Source organism: Pseudoxanthomonas sp. CCNWLY206-1, from assembly GCF_039710385.1.
Classification (GTDB): Bacteria; Pseudomonadota; Gammaproteobacteria; order Xanthomonadales; family Xanthomonadaceae; genus Pseudoxanthomonas_A.
In genome coordinates, this window is the sequence record NZ_JBDKXI010000003.1 from 233366 (window position 1) to 258080 (window position 24715).

Here is a 24715-nt window from a genome sequence, read left to right on the forward strand (position 1 = left end):
TTAGCGCTTGCTGGCGGGTACCCGACGAGCAGGCACTTTCTTCGGGGCGCTCACGGACTTGGGGAAAGACGGCTCGGCGTTCCGCACCGCTTCCAGCTCGCGCATCCGCTTCTGGCCGTATTCCCAATCCAACTGGGTAGCCTCCGCTAGTAGCGCCTCGACGATGGCCATCAACGCCACATTGGAATCCCAAACCGAGGGCACCGCCACTCGCGCCGGCAACACGTGCGCGGCCAAACGGGAAATCGGCGACAGCCATTGATCGGTGATCAGCACCAATCGCGCCTGCCGCTTGGCGGCGGCTTCGGCCAACCGCAACAGGCTGGGCTGGTAACGGCGGATGTCGAATACCACCAGCACATCGCGTTTTCCCATATCCAGTACCTGGTCATACCAGTTGTCTTCCTGGTCTTCCAGGTGATTGACGCCGGGACGGACGATGCGCAGCTGCGCCGACAGGTAACGCGCCAGTGCATCGGTAAAGCGGCCGCCGATCAGGTGCAGGCGGAGATGGCGGTCGGCCAGCAACCGCACCACTTCGTCGAATTCGGCGGTCGGAAGATGGGTAAAGGTTTCGTGCAGATTGCCCTCCAAGACGGTGACGAACTTCTGCAGGCGCGGCGCTACCGTGGTTCCCATTTGCCGCCGCGCCGCCGCGGGCGACTTACTCAGCGGCGAACTGAGTTGGGCAGTCAGCTCTTCGCGCATTACCCGCTGGAAATCCGGGTACGAGGCAAACCCCATGCGCGACACCATCCGCAACACGGACGGCGCGCTCACCCCGACGTCACGGGCCAGATCGCTGGCGCTCTGCAGCCCGGCGACCGGGTAATCGGCCAATATCCGGTGCGCCACCCGCCGCTCCGTGGCGGGGAAACCGGCCAGCCCGTCCCGCAACCTCTCCATCACCGTCCGCATGGTTTTGACGCCCCAGTTGACAACTGGCTCTAATTGTTAGACTTTTTTCAGGAAAGGCAATCTCCTCGTGTTCTGTACTTTTCATTACAGGGCGGCAACCAGCCATGGCGGACGCGGTAAATTCCGAAGCAGGGCATGACGGCAGCACGGTACGAACCGTGGGCATGGACCGTCGTGGCGCCTTCGTCGTTACCTGCGACCATGCCAGCCACTACATCCCTCCGCACTATCAAGGGCTCGGCTTGGCGGATGCTGACTTGCTGCGTCACATCGCGTGGGACATAGGAGCACTGGCGTTGTCGGAGCACCTGGCGGAAGCGCTGGACGCGCCACTGCTGCATCCCACCATTTCCCGCTTGCTGCTGGACGTCAATCGCCATCCGGATGCGCACGATTCCATCCCGGCAACCAGTGAAAACACCACGATCCCGGGTAATACCAGCCTCGATGCCGAAGAACGCCGTCGTCGCCGCAACCGCATCTATGCGCCCTACCACGACGCCATCGCCGAATTGATCGCCAAGCGTCGGGAACAGCAACGGCCCACCGCCGTCATTGCCATACATTCGTTCACGCCTGTCTACCGCGACCAGTCGCGCCCTTGGCAAATCGGCGTGCTTTCGCATCGCGATCGCCGCATGGCTGATTCATTGCTGGCGGCATTGCGCGAAAGCGACGCCTCGTTGGAAATCGGCGATAACGAACCCTATGCACCGGAGAACGGCGTCTATCACACGCTCGATCGCCATGCCGAGGCCCACGGCCTGCCCTGCGTGATGATCGAAGTCCGCAACGACCTGATCTCCGAACCATCCGGCCAGCGTGCCTGGGCAGACCGCCTGGCACCGCTGCTGGTGCGCGCATTCCATGATGCCACTGCAGGCCAGGAGGCCACTGTACGCAGCTAACCGTCCATCGCTGTAACCACCGCAAGGGGATTTACATGTCTCAGCAATCGGGTATCAGCTACACCAAGGTCGATCAGGCGTACTTCGAAAAACGCGGCTTGCGACGATATGCCGGCGTGTGGTCGTTGTGGGCGCTCGGGGTGGGCGCAGTGATTTCCGGGCATTTTTCCGGCTGGAACCTGGGCTTGAGCAATGGCTGGGGCAGCATGCTGGTGGCCGGCATCATCATCGCGGTGATGTACTTGGGCCTGACCTTCTCCATCGCGGAGATGAGCCCGGCACTGCCGCACACCGGCGCAGCCTATTCTTTCGCGCGCACGGCGATGGGGCCATGGGGAGGCTTCCTGACCGGTCTGTCGGAAAATGTCGAGTACGTGCTGACGCCGGCGGTCATCGTGTTCTTCATCGGCAGCTACATGGGCGGAATATTCGGCACGCCCGCCGCCGCGCAACCTTTGTGGTGGATAGGCTTCTACATCCTGTTCGTCGGCTTGAATGTCATCGGTGTGGAACTCTCCTTCCGCATCACCTTGGTGGTGACGCTGCTCGCCCTGGGCTGCCTGGTGGTGTTCTGGGTGAGCGCGCTTCCGCATATCGACTTCAACCGTTGGGCGCTGAACGTAGGCGCCGGGCCGGACGGTGCGCCGGTGGAGCTACCCGAAGGCGGGGGTTCGCTGTTCCCCTTTGGCATCAAGGGCGTGCTGGCCACCTTGCCGTTCGCGGTATGGCTGTTCCTGGCGATCGAGCAATTGCCGCTGGCCGCCGAAGAATCCGTTGATCCCAAGCGCGACATGCCCAAAGGCATCATCCTGGGCATGTTCACCCTGATCGTGTCGGCTTTCATGATCATGTGGCTGAATCCTTCCGTGGCCGGTATCGGGGCTTTCAAGCTGAGCACCTCGGGCGAGCCGCTGCTGGACGGATTCAAGGCGATCTACGGCGAAGACACGGCCAAGCTGTTGTCCGCCGTGGCCGTACTGGGCCTGGTAGCGAGCTTCCATACGATCATCTTCGCCAAGGGCCGGCAGGTCTATTCGCTTGCCCGCGCAGGTTATTTCCCACCTGCTCTGTCGATCACCCATGGCACGCGCAAGACGCCGCATGTCGCCATGATCTTCGGCTCGGTTATTGCGCTTGCGGTGATGTTCGCGCTGTGGTTCGGGCTGGGTTCGGAAGAAGGTGGAAAGAAAATCGGCGGCATATTGCTGAACATGGCGGTATTCGGCGCAATGTTCAGTTACTTCATGCAGGCGCTGTCCTTCATCGTATTGCGCAAGAAACTGCCGCACATCCATCGCCCGTATCGGAGCCCGTTCGGCATCTTCGGCGCCGCGCTGACCATGATCATCGCAGTGGTCACGCTTTTCTATCAGATCCAGGATCCCGCCTACAGCACGGCGGTCATGTGGGTGGCGATCTGGTTCGTGGCGGGAATCCTCTACTTCGCCATCCGTGGTCGCCATCGCCTGATCCTGTCGCCAGAAGAGGAATTCGCGCTGGAACACAAAAAAGAAACAGCTGCTTGACCGTGGCTCCGAAGCGGCGGCGCATCGGCGCCGCCGCTTGATTCCCACTTACGGAACATCTTCTTTTGGAAATGAGAAATGACAGCACCGCTAAGCTTCGCCGACCTCAAGCGCGCCGTTGCCGATGGCAGCATCGACACCGTGTTGGCCTGCATGGTGGACATGCAGGGAAGGCTGATCGGCAAACGCTTCCAGGCCGAGTTTTTCCTGGACAGCGCGCATGACGAAACCCACGGCTGCAATTATCTGCTGGCCGACGACATCGACATGGAGCCGGTACCGGGTTATGCCGCAGCCAGTTGGGACAAAGGCTATGGCGACTTCGCGCTGAAACCGGACCTCTCCACGCTGCGCCGTATCCCATGGCTGGAAGGCACTGCGCTCGTCCTGTGCGACGTACTGGATCACCACCACAACGACCTTCCGCATAGCCCGCGAGCGATATTGAAGAAACAGATCGCCCGCTTGAAGGAACGCGGTTACGTCGGAATGTTCGCGTCGGAGCTGGAGTTCTATCTGTTCGACGAAACCTATGAAGCCTTGAATGCGCGCGACTACCGCAATCCAAAGACCGCTGGCTACTACATCGAGGACTACCACATCCTGCAGACTACCCGCGAGGAGCCGGTCATGCGGGCGATGCGGCGCGGCATGCAGGCCGCCGGCATTCCCGTGGAAAACACCAAGGGCGAATGGGGACCGGGACAGGAAGAAATCAACGTGCGCTATGCCGAAGCGCTGGAGATGGCCGACCGCCACGCCATCATGAAGAACGGTTGCAAGGAGATCGCCATGCAGCACGGCAAGTCGATCACTTTCATGGCCAAATGGAAGTACGACCTGGCCGGTTCCAGCAGCCACATCCACAACTCCCTGTGGGACGCCAAGACCGGCAAGCCGAAGTTCCACGACCCCAAGGATGAGCACGGCATGTCCGAGCTGATGCGCCAATGGGTAGCCGGCCAGGTGAAATACGCGCGCGACATCACCTGGTTCCTGGCGCCGTACGTCAACTCCTACAAGCGCTTCCAGGCAGGCACGTTCGCACCGACCAAGGCGATCTGGAGCGTCGACAATCGCACCGCTGGTTTCCGCCTGTGCGGTGAAGGTGGCAAAGGTATCCGCATCGAATGCCGCATCGGCGGCGCCGATCTCAATCCCTATCTCGCGTATGCCGCGCTGATTGCCGCGGGACTGGCGGGCATCGACGAGAAGCTGAAACTGGGCAGGCCGCACGATGGCGATGCCTACCATGGCGACAAACTCCCCGAGGTACCCAAGACGCTGCGCGATGCCACGGATGCGTTGCGCGGGTCGAAGATGTTGCGCAAGGCGCTGGGCGATGAGGTGGTCGATCACTACGTCCACACGGCAGAATGGGAACAATTCGAGTACGACCGGCGTGTGACCGATTGGGAAGTGCGGCGCGGGTTTGAGCGATATTGACCTTTGTTGTAGGAGCGACGTGAGTCGCGACAGATTGCCGGTAGAAGCCTATCGCGACTCACGTCGCTCCTACAAAAGACAGCGCGATCTGGAGAGTTGGAACATGATCTGGTTTGATGCATCCCTGAGCGAGCCAGCAGGTGATGAAGCGTTGCAACGCGGTATTGCGGTAATGCTCGGCGTCGCAAAAGACGGCGTAAATGTCGTCCATAGCATCGAAGAAATCGATGCATCCGCGGTAACGTGCGTGGTCGAAAGCTCAACTACCGACGCTCACGCGTACGCCCAACTCATCACCATTTACTTGCCCGAGGCTTTTCCCAGCCAAGCTATTCTTGAGAGCGCCTCACGCCTGGCGACAGCGCTCGATCGATCCATGCTCCTGGTAAATGATGCGACGGCGAATCCTTACTCGTTCGTACATGTGTCCCATGCCGGGCAGCATTCCGTCGTGTTGGTCGACCCGGACGAGCTCGACGGGAAGGGGCGCTATGTCATTCGAGAGACGGCAACCGAAGCCGGGATTATTTCCACGTGACCATTCACTGGGGTGCGGTCGAGGTACGGGAATATGACAACATTCAGGCAAGCAGGATTTCGACAGCATTGAGGACGGCATGACCAACGAAGTAAAACTGATTTCGCCAGTCGACGGCCGCGTCTATGCGGAGCGCCATTACGCCAGCGACCAGACTGTCGCCGCCGCTTTGGACGCCGCTGGTCATGCGCAACGTGCGTGGAAGCGAGTGCCATTGGCCGATCGTGCGGCGTATTGCCATGCCGCGGTCGACGCCATGTTGGCGATGCGCGAGGAGATCGCGCCGGAACTGGCATGGCAGATGGGGCGGCCGGTGCGCTACGGCGGTGGCGAGTTGCGCGGCTTCGAAGAACGCGCGCGCCATATGATCGATATCGCACCCGCAGCCCTGGCCGATATCCATCCGGACCCAAAGTCCGGTTTCCGACGTTACATCCGGCGGGACCCGCTTGGCACCGTCTTCGTGATCGCGCCATGGAATTATCCCTATCTGACCGCGGTCAACTCCATCATTCCCGCACTGATGGCCGGCAATGCGGTCATCCTGAAGCACGCTACACAGACGCTGCTGGTCGGCGAACGTTTCGAACAGGCGTTTCGTGAAGCGGGACTTCCGCCCGGCCTGTTCCGCAACCTGCTGCTGGACCACGATCAGGCCGCGCACGTCATCGGATCAGGCCGGGTGCACCAGGTCAACTTCACCGGCTCGGTCGAGGGTGGGCGTGCGATGGAACGTGCCGCAAGCGGCCACTTCCTGGGTTTGGGCTTGGAGTTGGGCGGCAAGGATCCTGCTTATGTACGCGCCGATGCCGATCTTGCCTTCACCGTCGAGAATCTTGTGGACGGCAGTTTTTTCAACTCGGGGCAAAGTTGCTGCGGCATCGAGCGCATCTACGTCGCGCGGAAGTTGTACTCCGAGTTCGTCGAGCGCTTCGCCGAACTGACGCGCACCTACGTGCTGGGCGATCCATTGGATCCGGCGACCACGTTGGGACCGATGGTGAAAGCATCCAGTGCAGACTTCGTACGCGCACAGATCGCCGAAGCCATCGGCCACGGCGCGCGCGCGCTGATCGACGCGTCCACTTTTTCCGCTGATGCCATCGGCACGCCGTATCTCGCGCCACAGGTGCTGATCGATGTGGATCATTCGATGTCGGTAATGCGCGAGGAAAGCTTCGGCCCTGTCGTCGGCATCATGGCAGTGGAGAACGACGAACAAGCTCTGCAGCTGATGAACGACAGCGCTTACGGCCTGACCGCTTCGCTCTGGACACGCGACCTGGAAGCGGCGGAAGACCTTGGCGATGCCATCGCCACCGGTACCGTCTATATGAATCGCTGCGATTACCTGGACCCGGCGCTGGCGTGGACGGGCGTCAAACACACCGGGCGCGGTGCCACGCTGTCGCGGGTGGGCTACGAAACGCTGACCCGCCCCAAATCCTTCCACCTTCGCCACGAGATCAAGCCATGAGAACCCTTTCCCAATCCTGCTGCGCCCGGCATGTGGCGCTCGCGAATGCTCATGGACAGGCTTCGAGGGACCTGGCATGACCCGCGCCAACTGGAACTACCCCACCGCCATCCGTTTCGGCGCGGGCCGTATCGCCGAGCTCGCCGAAGTCTGCCTGGCCAACGGCATCCGCAAGCCACTGCTGGTCACCGATTCAGGCTTGGCATCTTCACCGATCACCATAGGCGCACTAGCGGGACTACGCGCGGCAGGATTGGATGCCGAACTGTTTTCCGATCTCAAATCCAACCCTGTCGAAGCCAACCTCAATGCCGGCCTGCTGGCCTATCGCGACGGCGGCCATGATGGCGTGGTAGCGTTCGGCGGCGGCAGCGGATTGGACACCGGCAAGCTGATCGCTTTCATGAGTGGACAATCGCGGCCGATCTGGGATTTCGAGGACATCGGCGATTGGTGGACGCGCGCGGACCCCGACGGCATTGCGCCGATCATCGCCGTCCCCACCACCGCGGGGACGGGCTCGGAAGTCGGCCGCGCCGGCGTACTGACGGATGAAACCACACACACCAAGAAGATCATCTTCCACCCGAAAATGATGCCGGGTGCGGTGATCTGCGACCCGCAACTCACTGTCGGCATGCCGCCACGGATCACCGCCGGCACCGGAATGGACGCGCTGTCGCATTGCCTGGAGGCCTATTGCGCGCCCGGCTATCACCCGATGGCCGACGGTATCGCGCTGGAAGGCATGCGCTTGGTGAAGAACGCCCTACCCCGCGTTTACACGCAGCCAGACGACATCGAGGCACGCGGCGACATGATGACCGCGGCCGCCATGGGCGCTACTGCTTTCCAAAAAGGCCTGGGCGGCATGCATGCGTTGTCGCATCCGGTCGGCGCGCTATACGACACCCATCACGGTATGACCAATGCGGTTTTCATGCCGTACGTGCTGGCATTCAACCGCAGCGCCATCGAGGAGCGGATTGCGCGGCTGGCCGCGTACCTGCAGTTGCCGCGTGCGGATTTCACCGGTTTTCTGGACTTTGTGCTGGAACTGCGTGCGCAGCTAGGCGTTCCACATACGCTGCCGGAATTTGGCGTGGATGGAAACCGTGCCGGCGAGATTGCGACGATGGCCGAAGCGGACCCATCGGCGGGTGGTAATCCAGTCAAGTTCGATGCCGCGGCGGCGGCGAAGGTGTTGGATGCGGCGTTAGCGGGTCGTGTGTGACGTAACCAGCATCGTAACGACCTAAGCGGGTCGAGACGGCTCCTTGTAGGAGCGACGCAAGTCGCGATGGAGCTTTACCGGCAGAGCTTCATCGCGACTTGCGTCGCTCCTACAAGGACGCTATGCCGATGCTCACGCTACCGCATCAACACCACTTCTTCAGCGCTGGTCGGATGAATGGCCACGGTGTCGTGCAGATCGGACAGGGTAATGCCCTTCTTTATCGCCACCGCGAAGCCCTGCAGGATTTCGTCTGCGCCTTCGCCCAACAAGTGCAGACCGACCACGCGTTTTTCCTCGCCCACGCAGACCAGTTTGAACAGGCTGCGCTGCGGCGAATCGGCCAACGCGTGCAACATGGGGCGGAATCGTGTTCGGTAGACAGTAACGGCGTCGCCGTAACGATCCAGCGCTTCCTGTTCGGTCATCCCGATCTTGCCGACGGGCGGATGCGAGAACACCACGGTCGCGATATCCGTGTAGTCCAGCTTTGCTTCTGGCTTGCCACCGAAGACACGGTCCATCAGCCTGCGTGCCGCAGCGATCGCGACTGGCGTCAATGCGACCCGGTCGGTGACGTCACCGATGGCGTAGACACCGGCCGCCGTAGTGTTCTGATATTCATCCACTTGGATGTAGCCCGAAGGATCCAACCCGACACCCGCGAGTTCCAGCCCCAGGCCTTCGGTGGTCGGACGGCGGCCGGTGGCGAAAATCAGGCAATCGAAACGCTCGCTGCGCACTTGCGCCGTATTGATCAGCACGACGCCTTTATCCGCTGTTGGTTCCACGCCGGCCAACGAATAGCCGAAGCGCGCATGGATGCCGTGCTGCTTCGTATCCTCAAGCAGCTCGGCGGTCAGGTCGGAGTCGAAGCTCTCCAGCAGCCGCTGGCCGCGCACGAGCAGTTCGACCTGGCTGCCCAATGCCTGCAGTACTCCAGCCAGTTCCACCGCCACGTAGCCGGCTCCCACGATAGCAACGCGCGGCGGCGCTTCGCAGAGATTGAAGAAGTCATCGGAGACCAGACCGTGTTCCGCACCTGGCACGGGGGGCCGTCGCGGGTGGCCGCCGGTCGCAAGCAGGATATGCGGCGCCGTCAGCCGGGTACCGTCTTCGCTCTCGACCGTGTGTTGATCGATCAGCCGGCCTCGGCAGGGCATCCAGACGATGCCGTTCTCATCCAGGCGTTTGCGATAACTGGTATGGATGCCGGCGATGTAGCGCTGGCGATGCACAATGAATTCGCGCCAGTCCAGCTTTGGCGCTGGCGTACTGAATCCCAACTCCGATGCCAACGTGATGTGTTGCGACAATTCCGCCGCCAGCCACATCGCTTTCTTGGGCACGCAACCGACATTGACGCAGGTGCCACCCAACTCGCCTGGCTCCAGCAGCGCCACTCGCGCTCCATGCGCCGCGGCGCGGAATGCGCCCGCCAGGCCGCCGGAGCCGCCGCCGACAACGATCAGGTCGAAGTCGCTCATGCAAAACGCTCTACACGATAGGGCGCCGGATCGAAGGCAGGCGCGCGTTGGGTAATCAAGTCCGCCATCAGTTGTCCCGTTGCAGTGCTCATGCTGATGCCCAGCATGCCATGGCCCGCGGCAAGCCACAGTCGTGGCTGATTCGGCACACGCCCCAGCAATGGCAGATCGTCGTAGGTCATCGGGCGCCAACCGTACCAGCGTTCTTGCACTACCTCGCCGACGGGATCGCGCAGGTACTCGCGCGCGGCACGCTCCAGGGCGTCCAGCCTCGTCGTGTTGAGCGTGGTGTCGGGCCCGGAGAATTCCATCGTGCTACCCAGACGGAAGCCGCTGTCCCACACGGTCACGCACACCGAACGGTCCTTCAGCACCATCGGGCGCTGCGGCACCTGCGCGGGCCGCGAGTAGGTGATCGAATAGCCTTTGCCGGGCTGGATGGGCAACTTCAGGCCTAGTGGCTTGGCGAATGCGGACGACCACGCACCAAGTGCCATGACGACGTCGCGACCGCGGCGTCGGCCCAGTGATGTTTCGACAACAACGCCACTTTCTTCCGAGTGCAAACTTTCGACGCGGCACTGTTCCTCAATGAGGCCGCCACGCTCGCGCACCACCCGCGCCAGTTCGGCAACATAGCGGTCGGGGCGCAGGCGCGCATCGCCGGGGAATCGAATGGCACCGGCGACGCCCGGTAATACCGCGGGCTCGCTGCGCTCGTAGTCCTGGCCAACGATCACTTCACTGGCGATACCGAATTCGCGCAGGGCATCGCATTCGGCGGTATGGCGTTCGAAATAACGCGCTTCGCGGAAAACATAATCCAGGCCTTCCTGTTCGAACTCGCAGTGCAGGCCATAGCGCGCCACCCAATCAACCAAACGTGTCCGCGCATCATTGAGCAACACGGACCGTGCGGAGGTGCTTTGCCGCCAGTCACGCAGGTTGCATCGCGCGGCGAAATGCGCAAGCCAGCGCCACAACGCGGGATCTATCCGCGGCTTCAGGTAAAGCGGCGCATCCGGCACGAACATCCAGCGCAGCGCCTGCGCAACAACACCAGGCGCCGCCAGCGGTGGCGCATGGCTGGGCGTGATGGTGCCGCAATTGCCATGCGATGCACCGCTGCCGATCCTGGCAGCTTCCAGCACGCGAACTCCGCGCCCGGATTCCAGCAGCGCCAAAGCGGTAGCCAGGCCGATCGCACCGCCGCCGATGATCAGTACGTCGTCTTGTGATGGAATGGTTTGAGCGCTCACCTGCGCAGTTTAGAGCGTGTCATGGCGCTTGGGGATGAGATGCTGTGTTGTCGCAGTTCGAGGTTGCGAATCCGTGCACCAACACGAGCAGGCGATCTCGTCAGCGCGTTACCCGCATCGGCTGGGGCTTCAGATAGGTCAGTGATCGCCATAGCCATTCCATGGGCCCGAAGCGATAGCGCTTGAGCCACGCATGGCTGAGCAGCACTTGCACTACGAACAGCGCCACCACGAATGGCACCTGCCAAGCACGCGGAAGCCGTTCGAAGTAGCCCAGGCCATAACCGTAGAAAATCCACGAGCAAACCACCGACTGCAGCAGATAGTTGGTGAGCGCCATTCGGCCGGCAGGCGCAAACCATCGCAACAATCGCTCCCAGGACGGCGACAGCAGGCCGCGTACGATCCAGGCCATATACCCCAAACACATCAGTGCACTGCCGACAGCGCCCAACGCGAAGGCAATCGCGGTGGTAATAGTGAAGGTGGCGAAATCCATGGTGGGTTCCAACGTGTAGGAACCCAGCATCGCCGCCAAACCAACCGGCAACGCCAGCCACCGAAGGCGCCGGAACAAACCCGCATGCTGATCAGGTCGGGCGATCGCTCCGCTTTTCACGAACCAGCTGCCCAGCAGGAACATGCCGAACACCGAGAACCCCATCATCGGCAGATTGCTGAGCATGAATCCGGTGTCCTCGAAGCGCTGCGCGGTAGCCTGCTGGAACGTTCCCGCACCGTATGCGCTCCGCTCGCTTTCCTGCAGCGTGCCCATTTGCGAGGCAAGTTCGGCCATGGATTTGTTCCATTCCGCGGCAGCCGTGGGCTCGAACTGCATCAGTGTGCCCAGCGCGCCGATCGCCCCCATGAACGCCACCGGCAACAGATAGATGCCTGCCGCCAACCATGGCAGCCATTTTTTCGGAGCAGGACGAAAGGCCAACAGCAGGAACGACATCAGTGCATACGTCACCAGAATGTCGCCGGCCCAGATCAGTAACGCGTGTACCAGTCCGATGCCCAGCAGGACCAAGCCACGACGCCAATACACACCGGCGAACGGGCGCATCGCCACCTCGGCGCGCTGCGACATCACCGCGAACCCCATGCCGAACAACAGCGAGAACAATGTGTAGAACTTCCCCTGCACCATTACGTAGATCGCGGCATCAACCCAGCGGTCCGCACCTGTCAGCAGCGGATCCAGGCCAGTGAGAGCGCCTACCAGTGGACCGACGAACCCTTCGATGTTCATCAGCAGGATGCCCAGCAGGGCGAAGCCACGCAGCACATCCAGTGTTTCGATTCGATCGGCTGGAGCGACCGGCGAAAGATTGCGGATTTGCGATTGCTCCATTGCTTGCTCCCCGGAATTTCGCGATTAGACCATGGCGCTCCGCGCCAGGTACGACAACGGCCCGACAGAGCGGGCCGTTGTGGCGTTACCGCGAAAGCAAAAGATCAGTGGTGGTGGCCACCATCTCCGTGCACATGGCCATGCTCCAGCTCTTCCTTGCTGGCTTCGCGCACATCGACGATTTCCACGTCGAAATGCAGATCCTTGCCAGCCATGGGGTGGTTCAAGTCCACATCCACCACGCTCATGCCGATCTTCTCGACGGTGACTGCGCGCGGGCCGAAATTGGTCTGCAGGATGACCTGCTGGCCCGGGACCAGCTTCTGGTTACCGAAGTGCTTCTTCGGCACGCGCTGGGTAAGACCTTCGCGACGCTCGCCGTAGGCGTCCGTGGCCGCCACGTCCACGCCGAAGCTTTCCCCGGCTTCACGGTCCTGCATGGCGTTTTCCAAGCCGGGGATGATGTTGCCGTGACCGATCAGGACGGCCAGCGGTTCGCGTTCCTTGGAAGTTTCCAGCGGCTCCTGGCCCTGTTCGTGGGCGGTGCGCTCGGAGACGGAGTAATGGAAACGGACGACGCTGTCTTTTGCGATTTTCATACTGGACTCTGGAATGGGCTGCCGCTGGGCAGGCATGAACGGCTTGTCGGCCGCGATGGATTGAGGCGAAGATGCGCCACGATGAAGACCGCCCATTATCCCGGCTTGGCCGCCCGCACGCCACCGATCGCGCGGACACGCCGATTTTTACATGGCATGTTGGTGCCTTGCCTGGGCCTTGCCTTCGCGCTGGTGCTGGCCGGCTGCGGTGGCGGGGGAAATACCCGCCCCGCCTCCACCCCGGCCACGCAACGCACTTGGCCGACGGTGGCGGCCGCCGATCCGGCCGGGGCCAATGCGGTGCTGATGCGGGCCATCGGGCTGGTCGGCACACCTTATCGGTACGGCGGCAACACGCCCGAATCGGGATTCGACTGCAGCGGCCTGGTGGCCTATGTCTACCGGGACGTGCTGGATCTGCGCCTGCCACGCACTTCGCGGGAACTGGCCCAGGTGCAAGGCCCCCGCATCGCACCGCGCCAATTGGCACCGGCCGATCTGGTATTTTTTGGCAGCAGCGGCAATGTCAGCCACGTGGGTATCTATGTCGGCGAAGGCCGTTTCGTCCACGCCCCCAGCACCGGGGGCACGGTTCGCCTGGATCATCTGGATGGCACCTATTGGCGGGATCACTACACCGGCGCGAAACGCGTTCTGAAGTAGCGAGCGCCGTTCTGTGACGGGAGACCGTTACAATTAACGTTAATTTAACTAATTGTAAACAAAATGAAGACCGGATGAAGGCATCATCCCCGCTTCGCATGTAAACAGCCCTCCCCGAGTGATCGACGACGACCTGCCAACAGGCCTGCCTGCCGCCACCCTCTACCGCACTTCAAAGAGCGAGACTTCCCAGGGCTGGACTTCAAAGAGTAATTTCCGCTTCGTTGTTGTTGCCCTGCTCTTCTCCTTCAGCGCGACGGTATGGGCTCAGACCACTCCCGCGGAAGTCCCCTCTGGCGCCGCCGAAACCCTCGCCTCCGCTGACGTCTTATCCGTCGAAGCCAAGCCAGGCACCGCTTCGGCCGGCACTTCGACCATCGATAGCGTAAAGGCCAAGGCGACCGAAGCTGCCGCCGCCACGCTGACGGCGCTGCTGCCGCGCTTGGCCGCCAGCGATACCGTACCGCTGCTGGACCGGTCGACGATGGTCGCCGGCGATCTCAGCCGCCTGCTGGCCAGCTACGACCTGACCCGCACCGGCGTGGTCGCCCAAGAAGATGAAGGCGGCAAGATCCAGTCGCTGCTCAAGCGTGCGCTGACTCTGATGGGCACTCCTTACCGTTGGGGTGGCACTTCGCCGGACAGCGGATTCGATTGCAGCGGCTTGGTGGGTTATGTCTTCCAGACCGCGTTGGGCATCGAGCTGCCACGCGTCTCGCGCGAGATGGCCGCCAAGGCCGATGCGGAACTGATCAAGAATCGCGAAGACCTCAGGCAGGGCGACCTGGTGTTCTTCGGCCCGAAAGGCCGGGTGAACCATGTGGGCATCTATGTGGGTGAAGGCCGTTTTCTGCACTCGCCCAGTCGCGGCAAAGACGTGCGTGTGGACAGCCTGACCACCGGCTACTGGGGCAACCGCTTCCTGCAGGCTCGCCGCGTCGCGCTGTAAGGCGGGGGACCTGCGGCGTCGTTGGTTCTGCTTACGAAGACGTTCTCAGTACAAAACAATCCAGTCACGACACGAAGGCCGCCATCAAGCGGCCTTTATCGTTGCAGCGTCCTGGTAATGCGCGACCGTCTGTTCGATATTCTTGCTCAGCTCCATCACTTTCGTCGCGTACTCCGCCAACTTGCAGTCTTCCGGAGCCTCGGGCTGCCATGACGGCACCGGCGTCGGTTTGCCTTCCACGGCATCCAACGCGACGAACACGATGATGCAATGGGTACACAAGCGGTTGTCGCCACCCATGGGGTCGCGGGCCCGTACATCCACCGCGAAGTGCATGCTGCTGGTACCGGTGTAGACCAGCTTCGCCGAAACCGTTACCAAGTCGCTGATGCGGATGGGCGAAACGAACCGGATGCCGCCGACGGCCACGGTGACGCTGTAGTTCCCACTCCAGCCCACCGCCGCGGCGTAGCCCACCTGGTCGATCCATTTCATGACCACGCCGCCATGCACCTTGCCGCCATAGTTGACGTCCGCGGGTTCGGCCAGGAAACGGAAAGTCAGTTCGCGTTGCTCGCCACTCATTGTTCGGCTCCTTGAATTAGGACGTCATAGCCAGGGGAAACAGGTTACGCCGCCTTGCGGCGTTTTAGGTTAGCCGCCATGCTGCGCCAACTCGGCCGGTGGAACAGCGCCGGTTGTTCTTCGTACCAGAGCCTCACCCAGGAGCCGTACGCGATGCAAGCTTCCCTGCTGACGAATCTGCTGTTGCCGCTGGCATTGGGCATCATCATGTTGGGCCTGGGTCTGGGCCTGACCACTGAAGATTTCCGGCGCGTCGCCCGCTATCCAAAGGCGGTGCTGGCCGGACTGAGTCTGCAGACGCTGGTGTTGCCGTGGGTGGCATTCGCACTGGCGTTGGGCTTCGGCCTGCCGCCCGAGTTGGCCGTGGGCCTGATGCTGCTGGCGGCATCGCCGGGCGGCGCGACCGCCAACATCTACAGCCATCTGGCGCGCGGCGACGTCGCACTGAACATCACGTTGACCGCCATCAACAGCTTGCTTTGCCTGCTCACCCTCCCGCTGATCCTGAATCTTTCGCTGGAATACTTCCTCGGCGCCGGCCAGTACGTGCCACCGCCGACGAAAAAAGTCATTGAAGTCGCGGTCATCATCGTGCTGCCGGTTGCGTTGGGCATGCTGATCCGAGCCAAGGCCGCTGCGTTCGCCGCGCGCGCCGAAAAGCCGTTGCGCCTGCTTTCGGTCATGGTGCTGGTGTTGCTGATCGTTGCAGCCGTGAGGCAGGAATGGAGCACGTTGACGCGCTACTTCGCCGTCGTCGGCCTGGCTTGCTTGTCGTTCAACCTGATCAGCATGGCGACCGGATACGCCGCTCCGCGAGCGTTGAAACTACCCAAGCGCCAAGCGATCGCCATTGCGATGGAAATCGGCATCCACAACGGTACGCTGGCGATCTTCATTGCGCTCAACGTTCTGCAGAATCCTACGGTGTCCGTACCGGCCGCGGTCTACAGCCTGCTGATGTTCTTCACCGCGGCGCTGTTCGCGTTCTGGTCGGCGCGGCGCACAGAGCCGCGCCCCGCGATAACCCCGAGTCAGGGGCAATGAGGCCGTCGCAACGGCACGCGATAGCGAATAACCACCAAGCCGTCTCTCGTAGAGCGGAGCTTGCTCCGCTGCTTTTCGCGTATCGGCTCCGGAGACGATCAGCCGAGCAATCTCGGCTCTACAAGAGGCCCCCGTCACGGCTATTCGCTATTGCGTGCCGTTGCGAAGGCCTTATTGTCATTGATCAGGGCTTATCGCGGGGCGCACCCTCAGCGGCTAACGGTGTAATCCATACCAACCGACACCGGCCCAACATCGGCAAAACCGAAACGTGCGTATAGATGCTTTGCATCGCCATCGGCGATCAGCGAAACGTTGGAACTATCGGGTGCATTCGCACGCAGCCAAGCGTCCAGCGCCGACATGATGCTCTTGCCCAGACCGCGGCCCTGATGCTCTGGCTCCACCGCTATATCAACCACGATAAAGAAGCAGCCGCCATCGCCGATCACGCGTCCCATGCCAACGGTTCGTTGATCGTGCAGCACGCTGACGCCATACAAGGTGTTGGGCAATCCTTGCGCAGCTGCTTCGGCCGAACGCGGCGCCATTCCGGCTGCCGAGCGCAAGCGCCGATAGTCGTCGGCCTGTGGGAATTGGTCCAGCAACTGATAGCCATCCGGCAACGTCATGATGTCCTGCCCGTCGCTTCAGTATCTTCCAGGCCTACATTGGAAGATGCCGCCTGATAAACCTGCGCATCCAGCAAGCCGGTCTCTTTGGCGACCAGCACCGGCACCAGCATCTGGCCGGTCACGTTCGTCATGGTGCGCATCATGTCCAGCACGCGATCGATCGCATACAGATAGCCGATGGTTTCCAGCGGCAAGCCTGCCGCGCTTAGCACCACGGTCGCCATTACCACCGCGGTGCCCGGTACGCCAGCGGTGCCAAAGCTGCCGAGCACCGACGCGATCAGCACGATCAGGTATTGGTCCGGCGTCAACGCATGGCCGGTGTATTGCGCAATGAATACCGCGCACAGCGCCGGATAGATCGCGCCGCAACCGTCCATCTTGATGCTGGCGCCCAGCGGGACCGCGAACGCCGCATAGTCCTTGTCGACACCCAGGTTATGGGTGACTGCGCGCAATGACGCGGGCATGGCGGCAAAGCTGGATGAACTGACGAACGCCACCTGCATCCCTGGCGCGGCACCGCGGAAGAATTTCAGGGGATTCAGCCGGTGCGCCAGCAATAGACCGCTATAGACCGCCACGATGTGCAAAGCGCAGGCGATATAGAGCGCGCCGACGAAGTTCGCCAGCGGCAGCAACTTACTGAACCCATAGGACCCCACCAACGAAGCGATGAGGCCGAAGGTGCCTAGCGGCGTGATTTCCAGCACGAAGCGCGTGATCTGGATCATGATCTCGCTGGCTTCATCCGCCAGCTTGCGTGCAGCGGCGACGCGTTCGCCCAGCTTCACCATCGCAAAACCAATCAGGCCGGCGAAGAAGATCACCGGCAGGATCGAGCCCCTGCCCGCGGCCAGCACGGTTTCGCCCGCCGCGTTCTTGGTCGTGCCGATGCCGGTAAGTGCCTGGAACGGATTGGAAGGCACCACGTTGAGCAGCACCTGGATCGGGCTGGGAATGTCCCGGGGTTTGTAACCGGGATCGATCTGCAAGCTGGCGACGCCCACGCCGGGCTGCATCACCACGCCTACCGCCAACCCAATACAAACTGCCAGCACGGCGGTGATCACGAACCACAGGAACGTGCGTCCACCCAGCGCAGCTACCGATTTCTGCCCATGCAGGCGCGACACCGCATTGATCACCGCGAAAAACACCAGCGGTATCGCGATCATCTTGATCAGCGTGACGTACAAGTCACCCAAGGGCCCGAACCAGGTATCGGCCGCCGGCCCCATCAGCCAACCAGCCAATGCGCCCAATACGAAACCAGCAAGCACGCGCTGCCAGAACGGAATCTTGAACCAAGCGGCGACCAGTTTCATGCCATCTACCTGTGGGGGGTATCCGCACGATAGCCGACCCCGCCACCCGAGGCGACCGCACCATTGGAATACCGGTGTGTCATCAGCGGGACACTGTATACGCGGCATAATCGCCTTTCGTCATTTCTCCGGTACCCGTATGCGTCGCAACCGTTTCGCCTTGCCAGTGCTCGGCACCACTTTGATCACTCTGCTCGCCGGTTGCGCTTCCAGCCCAGGCGGCATCAATACCGCCAAGACGTATCAGGTAGACGTCACACCTGTCACACACCCTCAAGGCGAGACACCCGCTTGGTGGTACCGCAGCGGTGCCGCCCGCGCCGCCGGCAATGGCGCCATGCAAGGGCGCGCGAAGAACGTCATCCTATTTTTGGGCGATGGCATGAGCCTGACCACCGTCGCCGCCGCCCGCATCCTGCAGGGGCAGCGTAAAGGGCAACCCGGCGAAGAAAACCTGCTGTCGTGGGAACACTTCCCCCATACCGCGCTCGCCAAGACCTACAACACCGATTCGCAGACACCTGATTCGGCTGGCACCATGACTGCGATCGCCAGTGGCGTGAAGACGCACATGGGTGCCATCGGTGTTTCCTCCGGCCGCCGCAACGACTGCGCCGACAGCCTGCAAAAGCCCCTGCTCACCTGGTTGGAGTTGGCCGATAGCGCGGGCTTGGCGACCGGTGTTGTTTCGACAGCGCGTCTCACGCACGCCACGCCCGCCGCGATGTACGCGCATTCGCCGGATCGCAATTGGGAAAACGACACCGACCTGCCGGCCAACGCCGTGACGGAAGGCTGCAAGGACATCGCGCAGCAGTTGCTGACCGCTTCGCGCTTCGGTCACGGTCCCACGGTAGCACTGGGCGGCGGCCGCGCCGAGTTCACCAGCACCGAACAACGTGACCCTGAGTACGACGACAAAGTCGGCGAACGCCTGGACGGACGTGACCTGACCGAAGAATGGCGGCGGGCCAATCCGCAAGGTGCGTATGTGTGGAATGCGCAACAGCTGCAGGCGGCCAAGAACGCGCCGCGGCTGCTGGGCTTGTTCGAACCGGATCATATGCAGTTCGAACACGATCGCCCCAAGGACACCGCCGGAGAACCTTCGCTGGCCGAACTGACTCGCGCGGCCATCGGTGTACTGTCGAACAATCCGGAAGGCTACGTGCTGATGGTGGAAGGCGCACGCATCGATCACGCCAACCACTACGGCAACGCCTACCGCGCGCTGGACGAAACTATCGCCATGTCCGATGCGGTACAGGCTGCGCTTGAGGCCACTTCGCGTGAGGACACATTGATCATCGTCACCGCCGATCATTCGCACACGCTTAACTTCGTCGGCTACCCGGTGCGTGGCAATCCCATCCTGGGCAAGGTCCGCGGTCAAGGCAGCGAAGACGACACGCCTGGCGACTGGGCTCGCGACCAGACTGGACAGACCTTCACCACGCTCAGCTACGCCAACGGGCCGGGCTATACCGGCGCCAGCAATCAACAGCCTGCGGGACCCAAGCACTTCCTGCATGCACCCAGCAATGTCGAAGCGGCGGAAGGCCGGCCCGACCTCGGCCACGTGGATACCGAGCATCCGGATTATCTGCAGGAAGCGCTGGTACCGCTGAAATCCGAATCGCACGGCGGCGACGATGTCGGCATATGGGCCATCGGCCCCGGCAGCGACGCCGTGCGCGGCACGGTGGAACAGAACGTGATCTACCACTTCGTCGTACAAGCCACCCCCAAGCTGCGCGAACGCCTGTGCGCCGCCAACACCTGCAACGCCGATGGCGTGCCGGTGGAATTGCCCACGCCAGGGGATTTCGAGAAGAAGTAAGGCTTTGTAGAGCTGAGCTGCGCCCCGCGATAACACCGAGTCAGTAGCAATGGGGCCGTCGCAACGGCAGACGATAGTGAGTAGCCGCTTAAGGCACTTCTCGGAGAGCAGAGGTTGCTTACATCCTCTTGGCGCGGCTGCTCTTGGTTCCGGAAATGTACCGCGAAGAGCAGCGGAGCAAGCTCCGCTCTACGAGAAGCGAACCGCACAAGCTGCACAGAACTGAGCTGACTGCTTCGCTCTATGTAGAGCCGAGCTTGCTCGGCTGCTTTGGCTTGGACGCCTTGACGCGAAGAGCAGCGGAGCGAGCTCCGCTCTACGAGAAGCGCCTTAAGCCTCTATCGCTATCGCCTGCCGTTGCGTACGAATCTCAGAACGGTTTCGCCAGCACCAACCACACCACACCGATCAATAAAAAAACCGGCGCTTCGTTGAACAGCCGCAGCTTGAACGAGGACGGCAGCGCTCGGCCTTTCTCGGCACCCTTCAACCAACGCCCGGCAATGATGAAGTGCGCCAGAAGCAGCACCACCAACGTCAGCTTGGCGTGCAGCCAACCGCCCGCGATGCCGAAGTAGAACCACAGCACCAAGCCCAGGATCATCGCGAGACCGAACATGTTGTGGCCGAACCGATACAACTTGCGCCCCATCAGCAACAGTCGCGCCTGCGTCTCGGACTGCCCCTGCGTTTCGGCCAGATTGACGAGAATGCGCGGCAGATAGAAGACCGTCGCCATCCACGCGATCACGAAAACGAGATGGAACGTCTTGACCCAAGGGTAGAGCATCGCTTTGTCCACGCTGGCCTTCTCCGCTGCTGGCAATGGGCCTGGATTCTCCGCTATTGCTATCTAGGCTGTCCAACCAGTGAGCGGTAGGCATTTAAATGCTTTTGCTTTACCTCCCCCTTTACAAAGGGGGCAAAAGCCGCATGCTTTCGACCGCCGGCCCCTCGTCATTTCTACTTATCGTTCCCCATCCATGCCCAAACAATACGACCAGCACTACTTCCAACATTGGTACCGCCAGAAAGATATCGGCGGGCCGCAGCGGTTGGCGAGGAAGGTGGCATTGGCGGTTTCCACCGCTGAGTACTATCTGGAGCGCCCCATCCGCACCGTGCTGGACATCGGTTGCGGCGAAGGCGCTTGGCGTGCACCGCTGATGAAACTTCGCCCAAAGCTGCGCTACGTAGGATTCGACAGCAGCGAATATGCGATCACCCGTTACGGACGTACTCGCAACCTGCATTTCGCACGATTCGGCGATTTCGAATTCCTGCGCCCTTGTCCTCCCGTGGATCTGCTGGTCTGTGCAGACGTGCTGCATTACCTGCCATCACGCGAGCTGCAGCGCGGCGTATCGGGTCTGGCTGATCTTTGCGGCGGTGTCGCTTTTCTGGAGACCTTTACCCGCGAGGACGAGTTCGAAGGCGACCACGCCGGCTTCCAGCCCCGCACTGCGGCCTGGTACCGCACGCAACTCCAGAAGCATGGCCTGCGCGCGGCCGGGTCGCACTGCTGGCTCTCGCCCGTCCTCGCCAGCCAGGCCGCAGCACTGGAATCGACCTGATTTTCTGCCTCCGGCCCCTACCTGAACGGGGAGCGCCCGGGAGAGCGGGGTTTGCGGTATGCTGCGGCGCAGCACATTGCACCAAATTCGGGATTTCCCAACCGCTATGAATCTTTACCAATTGCACGAACTCAGCCGCGCATGGATGGCGCCGCTGGTTTACATGGCCGAAGCGAATGCGCATATGTTTTCCACGCCGAGCAGCTGGTTGTCCAGCGTGCCGGGCGCCGATCAATTCGCCGCCGGCAACGAACTGATTTATCGCATCGGCAAGGATTACGAAAAGCCCGCCTGGGATATCCATGAAATCGAAGCCAACGGCCACACCGTGCCGGTGGTCGAGCAGGAAGTGCTGAAGAAGCCTTTCTGCCGTCTGCTGCGATTCAAACGCTACACCGATGATGCCGAGAGCATTGCGGCGCTGAAGGACGACCCTGCGGTATTGGTGGTGGCGCCGCTGTCCGGCCACCATGCCACCCTGTTGCGCGACACCGTTCGCACGTTGCTGCGCGACCACAAGGTCTATGTCACCGACTGGGTCGACGCACGCATGGTGCCTACCGAAGAAGGCACTTTCGGTCTGGACGACTACGTCGCCTATGTCGAGGAATTCATCCGCCACATTGGTGCCGAGAAGCTCCATGTCATCAGCGTCTGCCAACCCACCGTGCCGGTGCTGGCGGCGGTCTCGTTGATGGCAGCACGTGGCGAAGCGACACCGCGTTCGCTGGTGATGATGGGCGGCCCGATCGATGCGCGCCTCAATCCCACCCAGGTCAACGGCCTGGCCACGCGCAACCCGCTGTCGTGGTTCGAGAACAATGTCATCCACACGGTGCCGGCACCCTATCCGGGCCAGGGCCGGCACGTATATCCAGGATTCCTGCAACACGCCGGCTTCATCGCCATGAATCCCAGCCGCCACTTCATGTCGCACTGGGATTTCTACGCGAACCTGATCAAGGGTGACCTGCAGGACGCCGAATCGCATCGCCGCTTCTACGACGAATACAACGCCGTGCTGGACATGCCGGCCGAGTACTACCTGGACACCATTCAAACCGTTTTCCAGGAGTTCTCGTTGCCGCGCGGCAAGTGGAAGATCAAGGGCGAGCGGGTCGATCCTGCCGCCATCAAGAAGACGGCACTGATGAGCATCGAAGGCGAGTTGGACGATATTTCCGGACTGGGCCAGACCGCCGCTGCGCACGACCTTTGCACCGGTATTCCCAAGGCGCATCACCAGCACCTCACAGTGGAAGGCGCGGGCCACTACGGCATTTTCAGCGGCCGCCGCTGGCGCGAGAACGTCTATCCGCAAGTGCGCGATTTCATCGCCAAGTACGCGGCTTGAACCTTCGTCGTTTTAGACGGCGCAGCTAAGACGAAGCCCCGCTGACGCGGGGCTTCTTTTTTAGCGTCCTGGCGGAGCTCAGCTTTCCGAGCGACAACCCTGGGTAAAGCTCTTGTTTTCGGTTGCCACACCCCAACGCCCATCGGCCGCGCCGCACCCGGCTGTCCATCCTCCGACCAATGCTCCCTCCGGACTGAAGTAATACCAGGTGCCTTGCCAATTTGCCGAAGCATTGAATGAAGCGGCGGCCGGCATGACCAACAACAAAGCGACTGCGAAGTTCCGAATACGCATGTACTTCTCCTTTGGGTGATGCGGCTTACCTGCCGCGACGCAAAGGTAAGTGGATGGGTGTGGTGGTTCCGTTAACGCTGCCGATGGGCCGGAGCGCTACGGAGCGCCAACAGAAGCAGGAGTGCCGGAAGACTCGCAGGAGCGCCGTCCCGGCGCGAGCTCTTCGCTTCTATTGCGATCTGACAGGAAGAGCTCGCGCCGGGACGGCGCTCCTACCCAGTTTGCCAAGTAGTGTGAGCATGCCTGCCATGGCGTGGTGTTGAGGCCCTGCCCATTAACTCAGCGGAGTCGCATCCAGACTGCGTCCCTACTTCATTGCCGCCATAAAAAAGCCATCCCGAATCGGGATGGCTTTTACTTCGTTACCCGCAGCTCAAACCACCGGGTTGCGCACCAGCAGAAGCTTGGCGAACTGGCCATGTATCTTGCCGACGCCACGCGCCAGATGCAGGGTGGCGAACAGCATCAGGATGCCAACGATGCTCACCAGTGGCAGTAGCCAGGGGGCTTGTTCCGTCAGGCTCCACTCGAAGAACGTGACGTCGAAATAGTGGGGCAGAAGCAGACTCAACGGTGCGGCGACGAAGCTCAGCGAAACGCTCAAGCAGGTGACCACCAGGGTGAAGTACAAGATGCCCAACGGCAGCATCAACAGCATGTACAGCATCGCGGTCCAGGTGCGGGCATCGGTGAACAGTTCGCCGATTCGCGTCATCCATGGCTTGTCCCGTTGCGTGTACAGCGGGCGGCGCGGCATGCGTTCGCCCAGCAGCACTTCCACCATGCGTCCTTCCACCAGCGACAGCAAACGCACGGATGCAAGGAACAGCAGCAGCAATGGAATGCCGACGATCAGGATCAGCAGGCCGCCCGACACGCTGGCGCCGGTCACCACCCAGGTGAAGTAGAAAATACCCGTCGCCAGCGACAGCAGCATGTAGAACAGGGCGCCGTAGGTATGCGGATCGGCAGCAACACCGAAGAAGCGTCCCAGCACCGACTGGCGCTTGGGTGGAACGGGTGGCCGGAGCGCCCGTGTCACCGTCACTTCGGTATCGCGATAGATGTCGGCTACTTCCTCCGGCGCGCCGTAGCTGCCGGCGACCGATGCGATCACTTCCGCTTCGCTCTTGCCGGGCTGCTCGGCCAACTCGGCGCGCAGATATTCTTCCGCGTCGTAAAGCGCATCCTGGATCATCGCGGGATCGGCGCCGCGCAACGCCGCACGCAGTTGCTCCAGGTACTCGGGAATCGTGGTGGGCAAGGCGGTGGTGTTCATTCTGGAATCCCCATCAGGACGGAATCGACGGAATCGCGGGTCGCGCGCCAGGCAGCGGCCCATTCGCGCAGGGTGTGCCGCCCTGCTTCGGTGATGCGGTAGTAGCGGCGCGGTGGCCCGGATACGGACGGCTCGACGAAGCTCTCCAGCAGTCCGGCCCCTTCCAGGTTCCGCAGCACCGGATAAAGCGCACTCTGTTTACCGCTGAGTACACCCTCGCCCACTCGCTCCAGCTGCTTGGCGATCAGATAGCCGTACATCGGCTCTCCGGCTCGCGCCAGCACTGCCAGCAACGCCAGCGACACAGTGCCGGCACTCAGTTCCTTCTGGAACTTCTTCAGCTGGACATCGGATTCGTTCATGGCCTTCCCTTCATCCGTTGGACTACTAGGTTGTAGGCCACACTACTGTTGAGTTAGCT

Annotated in this window: 24 protein-coding genes; 12 read left to right on the plus strand and 12 right to left on the minus strand. The window is 61.8% G+C overall.

What is annotated here, in order from left to right:
* The gene (locus tag AADW18_RS08685) at positions 1–918 is read right to left on the minus strand and encodes a MurR/RpiR family transcriptional regulator (RefSeq protein ID WP_337342975.1); all 918 of its coding nucleotides are present in this window, start codon (positions 916–918) and stop codon (positions 1–3) included.
* 104 nt (positions 919–1022) lie between these two features.
* Here AADW18_RS08685 and AADW18_RS08690 point away from each other — a divergent pair, with 104 nt between their 5' ends.
* The 6 genes from AADW18_RS08690 to AADW18_RS08715 all read left to right on the plus strand — a co-directional run bounded on the left by AADW18_RS08690 (position 1023) and on the right by AADW18_RS08715 (position 8047).
* The gene (locus AADW18_RS08690) at positions 1023–1826 is read left to right on the plus strand and encodes an N-formylglutamate amidohydrolase (RefSeq protein ID WP_337342976.1); all 804 of its coding nucleotides are present in this window, start codon (positions 1023–1025) and stop codon (positions 1824–1826) included.
* 35 nt (positions 1827–1861) lie between these two features.
* Complete coding sequence (locus AADW18_RS08695; RefSeq protein WP_337342977.1) at positions 1862–3352, plus strand: amino acid permease; 1491 nt, start codon at positions 1862–1864, stop codon at positions 3350–3352.
* A gap of 78 nt (positions 3353–3430) precedes the next feature.
* Positions 3431–4798, plus strand: a complete 1368-nt coding sequence (locus AADW18_RS08700) for a glutamine synthetase family protein (protein WP_337342978.1) — start codon at positions 3431–3433, stop codon at positions 4796–4798.
* Between the two features lie 103 nt (positions 4799–4901).
* The gene (locus AADW18_RS08705) at positions 4902–5336 is read left to right on the plus strand and encodes a hypothetical protein (protein WP_337342979.1); all 435 of its coding nucleotides are present in this window, start codon (positions 4902–4904) and stop codon (positions 5334–5336) included.
* A gap of 79 nt (positions 5337–5415) precedes the next feature.
* On the plus strand, positions 5416–6813 hold the full coding sequence (locus AADW18_RS08710) for an aldehyde dehydrogenase family protein (RefSeq protein WP_337342980.1): 1398 nt from the start codon (positions 5416–5418) through the stop codon (positions 6811–6813).
* 76 nt (positions 6814–6889) lie between these two features.
* On the plus strand, positions 6890–8047 hold the full coding sequence (locus tag AADW18_RS08715; RefSeq protein WP_337342981.1) for an iron-containing alcohol dehydrogenase: 1158 nt from the start codon (positions 6890–6892) through the stop codon (positions 8045–8047).
* A 137-nt stretch (positions 8048–8184) separates the two neighbouring features.
* Here AADW18_RS08715 and gorA read toward each other — a convergent pair whose 3' ends face one another.
* The 4 genes from gorA to AADW18_RS08735 form a co-directional block, all read right to left on the minus strand.
* A complete protein-coding gene (gene gorA, locus AADW18_RS08720; RefSeq protein WP_337342982.1) occupies positions 8185–9534 on the minus strand; it encodes a glutathione-disulfide reductase in 1350 nt (449 codons plus the stop codon).
* Positions 9531–10793, minus strand: coding sequence for an FAD-dependent oxidoreductase (locus AADW18_RS08725; RefSeq protein WP_337342983.1), 1263 nt, complete (start codon positions 10791–10793; stop codon positions 9531–9533). Before AADW18_RS08725 ends, gorA begins: the two co-directional genes overlap by 4 nt.
* Before the next feature lie 100 nt (positions 10794–10893).
* The gene (locus tag AADW18_RS08730; protein WP_337342984.1) at positions 10894–12150 is read right to left on the minus strand and encodes a DUF418 domain-containing protein; all 1257 of its coding nucleotides are present in this window, start codon (positions 12148–12150) and stop codon (positions 10894–10896) included.
* 104 nt (positions 12151–12254) lie between these two features.
* Positions 12255–12749 (minus strand): peptidylprolyl isomerase, encoded by a 495-nt coding sequence (locus AADW18_RS08735; protein WP_337342985.1) that lies wholly within the window; start codon positions 12747–12749, stop codon positions 12255–12257.
* A gap of 156 nt (positions 12750–12905) precedes the next feature.
* Here AADW18_RS08735 and AADW18_RS08740 point away from each other — a divergent pair, with 156 nt between their 5' ends.
* Together AADW18_RS08740 and AADW18_RS08745 are read left to right on the plus strand one after the other, a co-directional pair.
* On the plus strand, positions 12906–13412 hold the full coding sequence (locus AADW18_RS08740; protein WP_337343299.1) for a C40 family peptidase: 507 nt from the start codon (positions 12906–12908) through the stop codon (positions 13410–13412).
* Positions 13413–13557: 145 nt separating this feature from the next.
* Entirely contained in the window at positions 13558–14361 is an 804-nt protein-coding gene (locus AADW18_RS08745) for a C40 family peptidase (RefSeq protein WP_337343300.1), read from the plus strand.
* Positions 14362–14445: 84 nt separating this feature from the next.
* On the opposite strand, the gene AADW18_RS08750 is transcribed toward AADW18_RS08745, so the two are convergent.
* Complete coding sequence (locus AADW18_RS08750) at positions 14446–14946, minus strand: acyl-CoA thioesterase (protein WP_337342986.1); 501 nt, start codon at positions 14944–14946, stop codon at positions 14446–14448.
* Between the two features lie 78 nt (positions 14947–15024).
* On the opposite strand from AADW18_RS08750, the gene AADW18_RS08755 reads away from it, so the two are divergent.
* The gene (locus AADW18_RS08755) at positions 15025–15990 is read left to right on the plus strand and encodes a bile acid:sodium symporter family protein (RefSeq protein WP_337342987.1); all 966 of its coding nucleotides are present in this window, start codon (positions 15025–15027) and stop codon (positions 15988–15990) included.
* A 209-nt stretch (positions 15991–16199) separates the two neighbouring features.
* Here AADW18_RS08755 and AADW18_RS08760 read toward each other — a convergent pair whose 3' ends face one another.
* The gene (locus AADW18_RS08760) at positions 16200–16622 is read right to left on the minus strand and encodes a GNAT family N-acetyltransferase (RefSeq protein ID WP_337342988.1); all 423 of its coding nucleotides are present in this window, start codon (positions 16620–16622) and stop codon (positions 16200–16202) included.
* On the minus strand, positions 16619–17953 hold the full coding sequence (locus tag AADW18_RS08765; RefSeq protein ID WP_337342989.1) for a dicarboxylate/amino acid:cation symporter: 1335 nt from the start codon (positions 17951–17953) through the stop codon (positions 16619–16621). The genes AADW18_RS08760 and AADW18_RS08765 overlap by 4 nt, the downstream gene beginning before the upstream one ends.
* Before the next feature lie 139 nt (positions 17954–18092).
* On the opposite strand from AADW18_RS08765, the gene AADW18_RS08770 reads away from it, so the two are divergent.
* Complete coding sequence (locus AADW18_RS08770) at positions 18093–19793, plus strand: alkaline phosphatase (RefSeq protein WP_337342990.1); 1701 nt, start codon at positions 18093–18095, stop codon at positions 19791–19793.
* 370 nt (positions 19794–20163) lie between these two features.
* On the opposite strand, the gene AADW18_RS08775 is transcribed toward AADW18_RS08770, so the two are convergent.
* Complete coding sequence (locus AADW18_RS08775) at positions 20164–20583, minus strand: CopD family protein (protein ID WP_337343301.1); 420 nt, start codon at positions 20581–20583, stop codon at positions 20164–20166.
* Positions 20584–20776: 193 nt separating this feature from the next.
* Here AADW18_RS08775 and AADW18_RS08780 point away from each other — a divergent pair, with 193 nt between their 5' ends.
* Positions 20777–21367 carry a class I SAM-dependent methyltransferase gene (locus AADW18_RS08780; RefSeq protein ID WP_337342991.1) on the plus strand — a complete coding sequence of 197 codons (591 nt, stop codon included), beginning with the start codon at positions 20777–20779 and terminating at the stop codon, positions 21365–21367.
* A 106-nt stretch (positions 21368–21473) separates the two neighbouring features.
* The gene (phaZ, locus tag AADW18_RS08785; RefSeq protein ID WP_337342992.1) at positions 21474–22721 is read left to right on the plus strand and encodes a polyhydroxyalkanoate depolymerase; all 1248 of its coding nucleotides are present in this window, start codon (positions 21474–21476) and stop codon (positions 22719–22721) included.
* Positions 22722–22799: 78 nt separating this feature from the next.
* Here phaZ and AADW18_RS08790 read toward each other — a convergent pair whose 3' ends face one another.
* The 3 genes from AADW18_RS08790 to AADW18_RS08800 form a co-directional block, all read right to left on the minus strand.
* Positions 22800–23015 (minus strand): DUF6289 family protein, encoded by a 216-nt coding sequence (locus AADW18_RS08790; RefSeq protein ID WP_337342993.1) that lies wholly within the window; start codon positions 23013–23015, stop codon positions 22800–22802.
* Positions 23016–23388: 373 nt separating this feature from the next.
* Positions 23389–24294: a sensor domain-containing protein gene (locus tag AADW18_RS08795; protein WP_337342994.1), complete on the minus strand. Its 906-nt coding sequence runs from the start codon at positions 24292–24294 to the stop codon at positions 23389–23391.
* Complete coding sequence (locus AADW18_RS08800) at positions 24291–24656, minus strand: PadR family transcriptional regulator (RefSeq protein WP_337342995.1); 366 nt, start codon at positions 24654–24656, stop codon at positions 24291–24293. Before AADW18_RS08800 ends, AADW18_RS08795 begins: the two co-directional genes overlap by 4 nt.
* Positions 24657–24715: the final 59 nt, after the last annotated feature.

Excerpts from the sequence above, each read along its gene's own strand:
- AADW18_RS08685 (WP_337342975.1), bottom strand. The coding sequence starts at position 918 with ATGCGGACGGTGATGGAGAGGTTGCGGGACGGGCTGGCCGGTTTCCCC.
- AADW18_RS08730 (WP_337342984.1), bottom strand. The coding sequence starts at position 12,150 with ATGGAGCAATCGCAAATCCGCAATCTTTCGCCGGTCGCTCCAGCCGAT.
- AADW18_RS08690 (WP_337342976.1), top strand. The coding sequence starts at position 1,023 with ATGGCGGACGCGGTAAATTCCGAAGCAGGGCATGACGGCAGCACGGTA.
- AADW18_RS08795 (WP_337342994.1), bottom strand. The coding sequence starts at position 24,294 with ATGAACACCACCGCCTTGCCCACCACGATTCCCGAGTACCTGGAGCAA.
- AADW18_RS08765 (WP_337342989.1), bottom strand. The coding sequence starts at position 17,953 with ATGAAACTGGTCGCCGCTTGGTTCAAGATTCCGTTCTGGCAGCGCGTG.
- AADW18_RS08775 (WP_337343301.1), bottom strand. The coding sequence starts at position 20,583 with ATGCTCTACCCTTGGGTCAAGACGTTCCATCTCGTTTTCGTGATCGCG.
- AADW18_RS08740 (WP_337343299.1), top strand. The coding sequence starts at position 12,906 with ATGTTGGTGCCTTGCCTGGGCCTTGCCTTCGCGCTGGTGCTGGCCGGC.
- AADW18_RS08710 (WP_337342980.1), top strand. The coding sequence starts at position 5,416 with ATGACCAACGAAGTAAAACTGATTTCGCCAGTCGACGGCCGCGTCTAT.
- gorA (WP_337342982.1), bottom strand. The coding sequence starts at position 9,534 with ATGAGCGACTTCGACCTGATCGTTGTCGGCGGCGGCTCCGGCGGCCTG.
- AADW18_RS08695 (WP_337342977.1), top strand. The coding sequence starts at position 1,862 with ATGTCTCAGCAATCGGGTATCAGCTACACCAAGGTCGATCAGGCGTAC.
- AADW18_RS08735 (WP_337342985.1), bottom strand. The coding sequence starts at position 12,749 with ATGAAAATCGCAAAAGACAGCGTCGTCCGTTTCCATTACTCCGTCTCC.
- AADW18_RS08760 (WP_337342988.1), bottom strand. The coding sequence starts at position 16,622 with ATGACGTTGCCGGATGGCTATCAGTTGCTGGACCAATTCCCACAGGCC.
- AADW18_RS08705 (WP_337342979.1), top strand. The coding sequence starts at position 4,902 with ATGATCTGGTTTGATGCATCCCTGAGCGAGCCAGCAGGTGATGAAGCG.
- AADW18_RS08750 (WP_337342986.1), bottom strand. The coding sequence starts at position 14,946 with ATGAGTGGCGAGCAACGCGAACTGACTTTCCGTTTCCTGGCCGAACCC.
- AADW18_RS08715 (WP_337342981.1), top strand. The coding sequence starts at position 6,890 with ATGACCCGCGCCAACTGGAACTACCCCACCGCCATCCGTTTCGGCGCG.
- AADW18_RS08770 (WP_337342990.1), top strand. The coding sequence starts at position 18,093 with ATGCGTCGCAACCGTTTCGCCTTGCCAGTGCTCGGCACCACTTTGATC.
- AADW18_RS08700 (WP_337342978.1), top strand. The coding sequence starts at position 3,431 with ATGACAGCACCGCTAAGCTTCGCCGACCTCAAGCGCGCCGTTGCCGAT.
- phaZ (WP_337342992.1), top strand. The coding sequence starts at position 21,474 with ATGAATCTTTACCAATTGCACGAACTCAGCCGCGCATGGATGGCGCCG.
- AADW18_RS08800 (WP_337342995.1), bottom strand. The coding sequence starts at position 24,656 with ATGAACGAATCCGATGTCCAGCTGAAGAAGTTCCAGAAGGAACTGAGT.
- AADW18_RS08755 (WP_337342987.1), top strand. The coding sequence starts at position 15,025 with ATGCTGCGCCAACTCGGCCGGTGGAACAGCGCCGGTTGTTCTTCGTAC.
- AADW18_RS08780 (WP_337342991.1), top strand. The coding sequence starts at position 20,777 with ATGCCCAAACAATACGACCAGCACTACTTCCAACATTGGTACCGCCAG.
- AADW18_RS08790 (WP_337342993.1), bottom strand. The coding sequence starts at position 23,015 with ATGCGTATTCGGAACTTCGCAGTCGCTTTGTTGTTGGTCATGCCGGCC.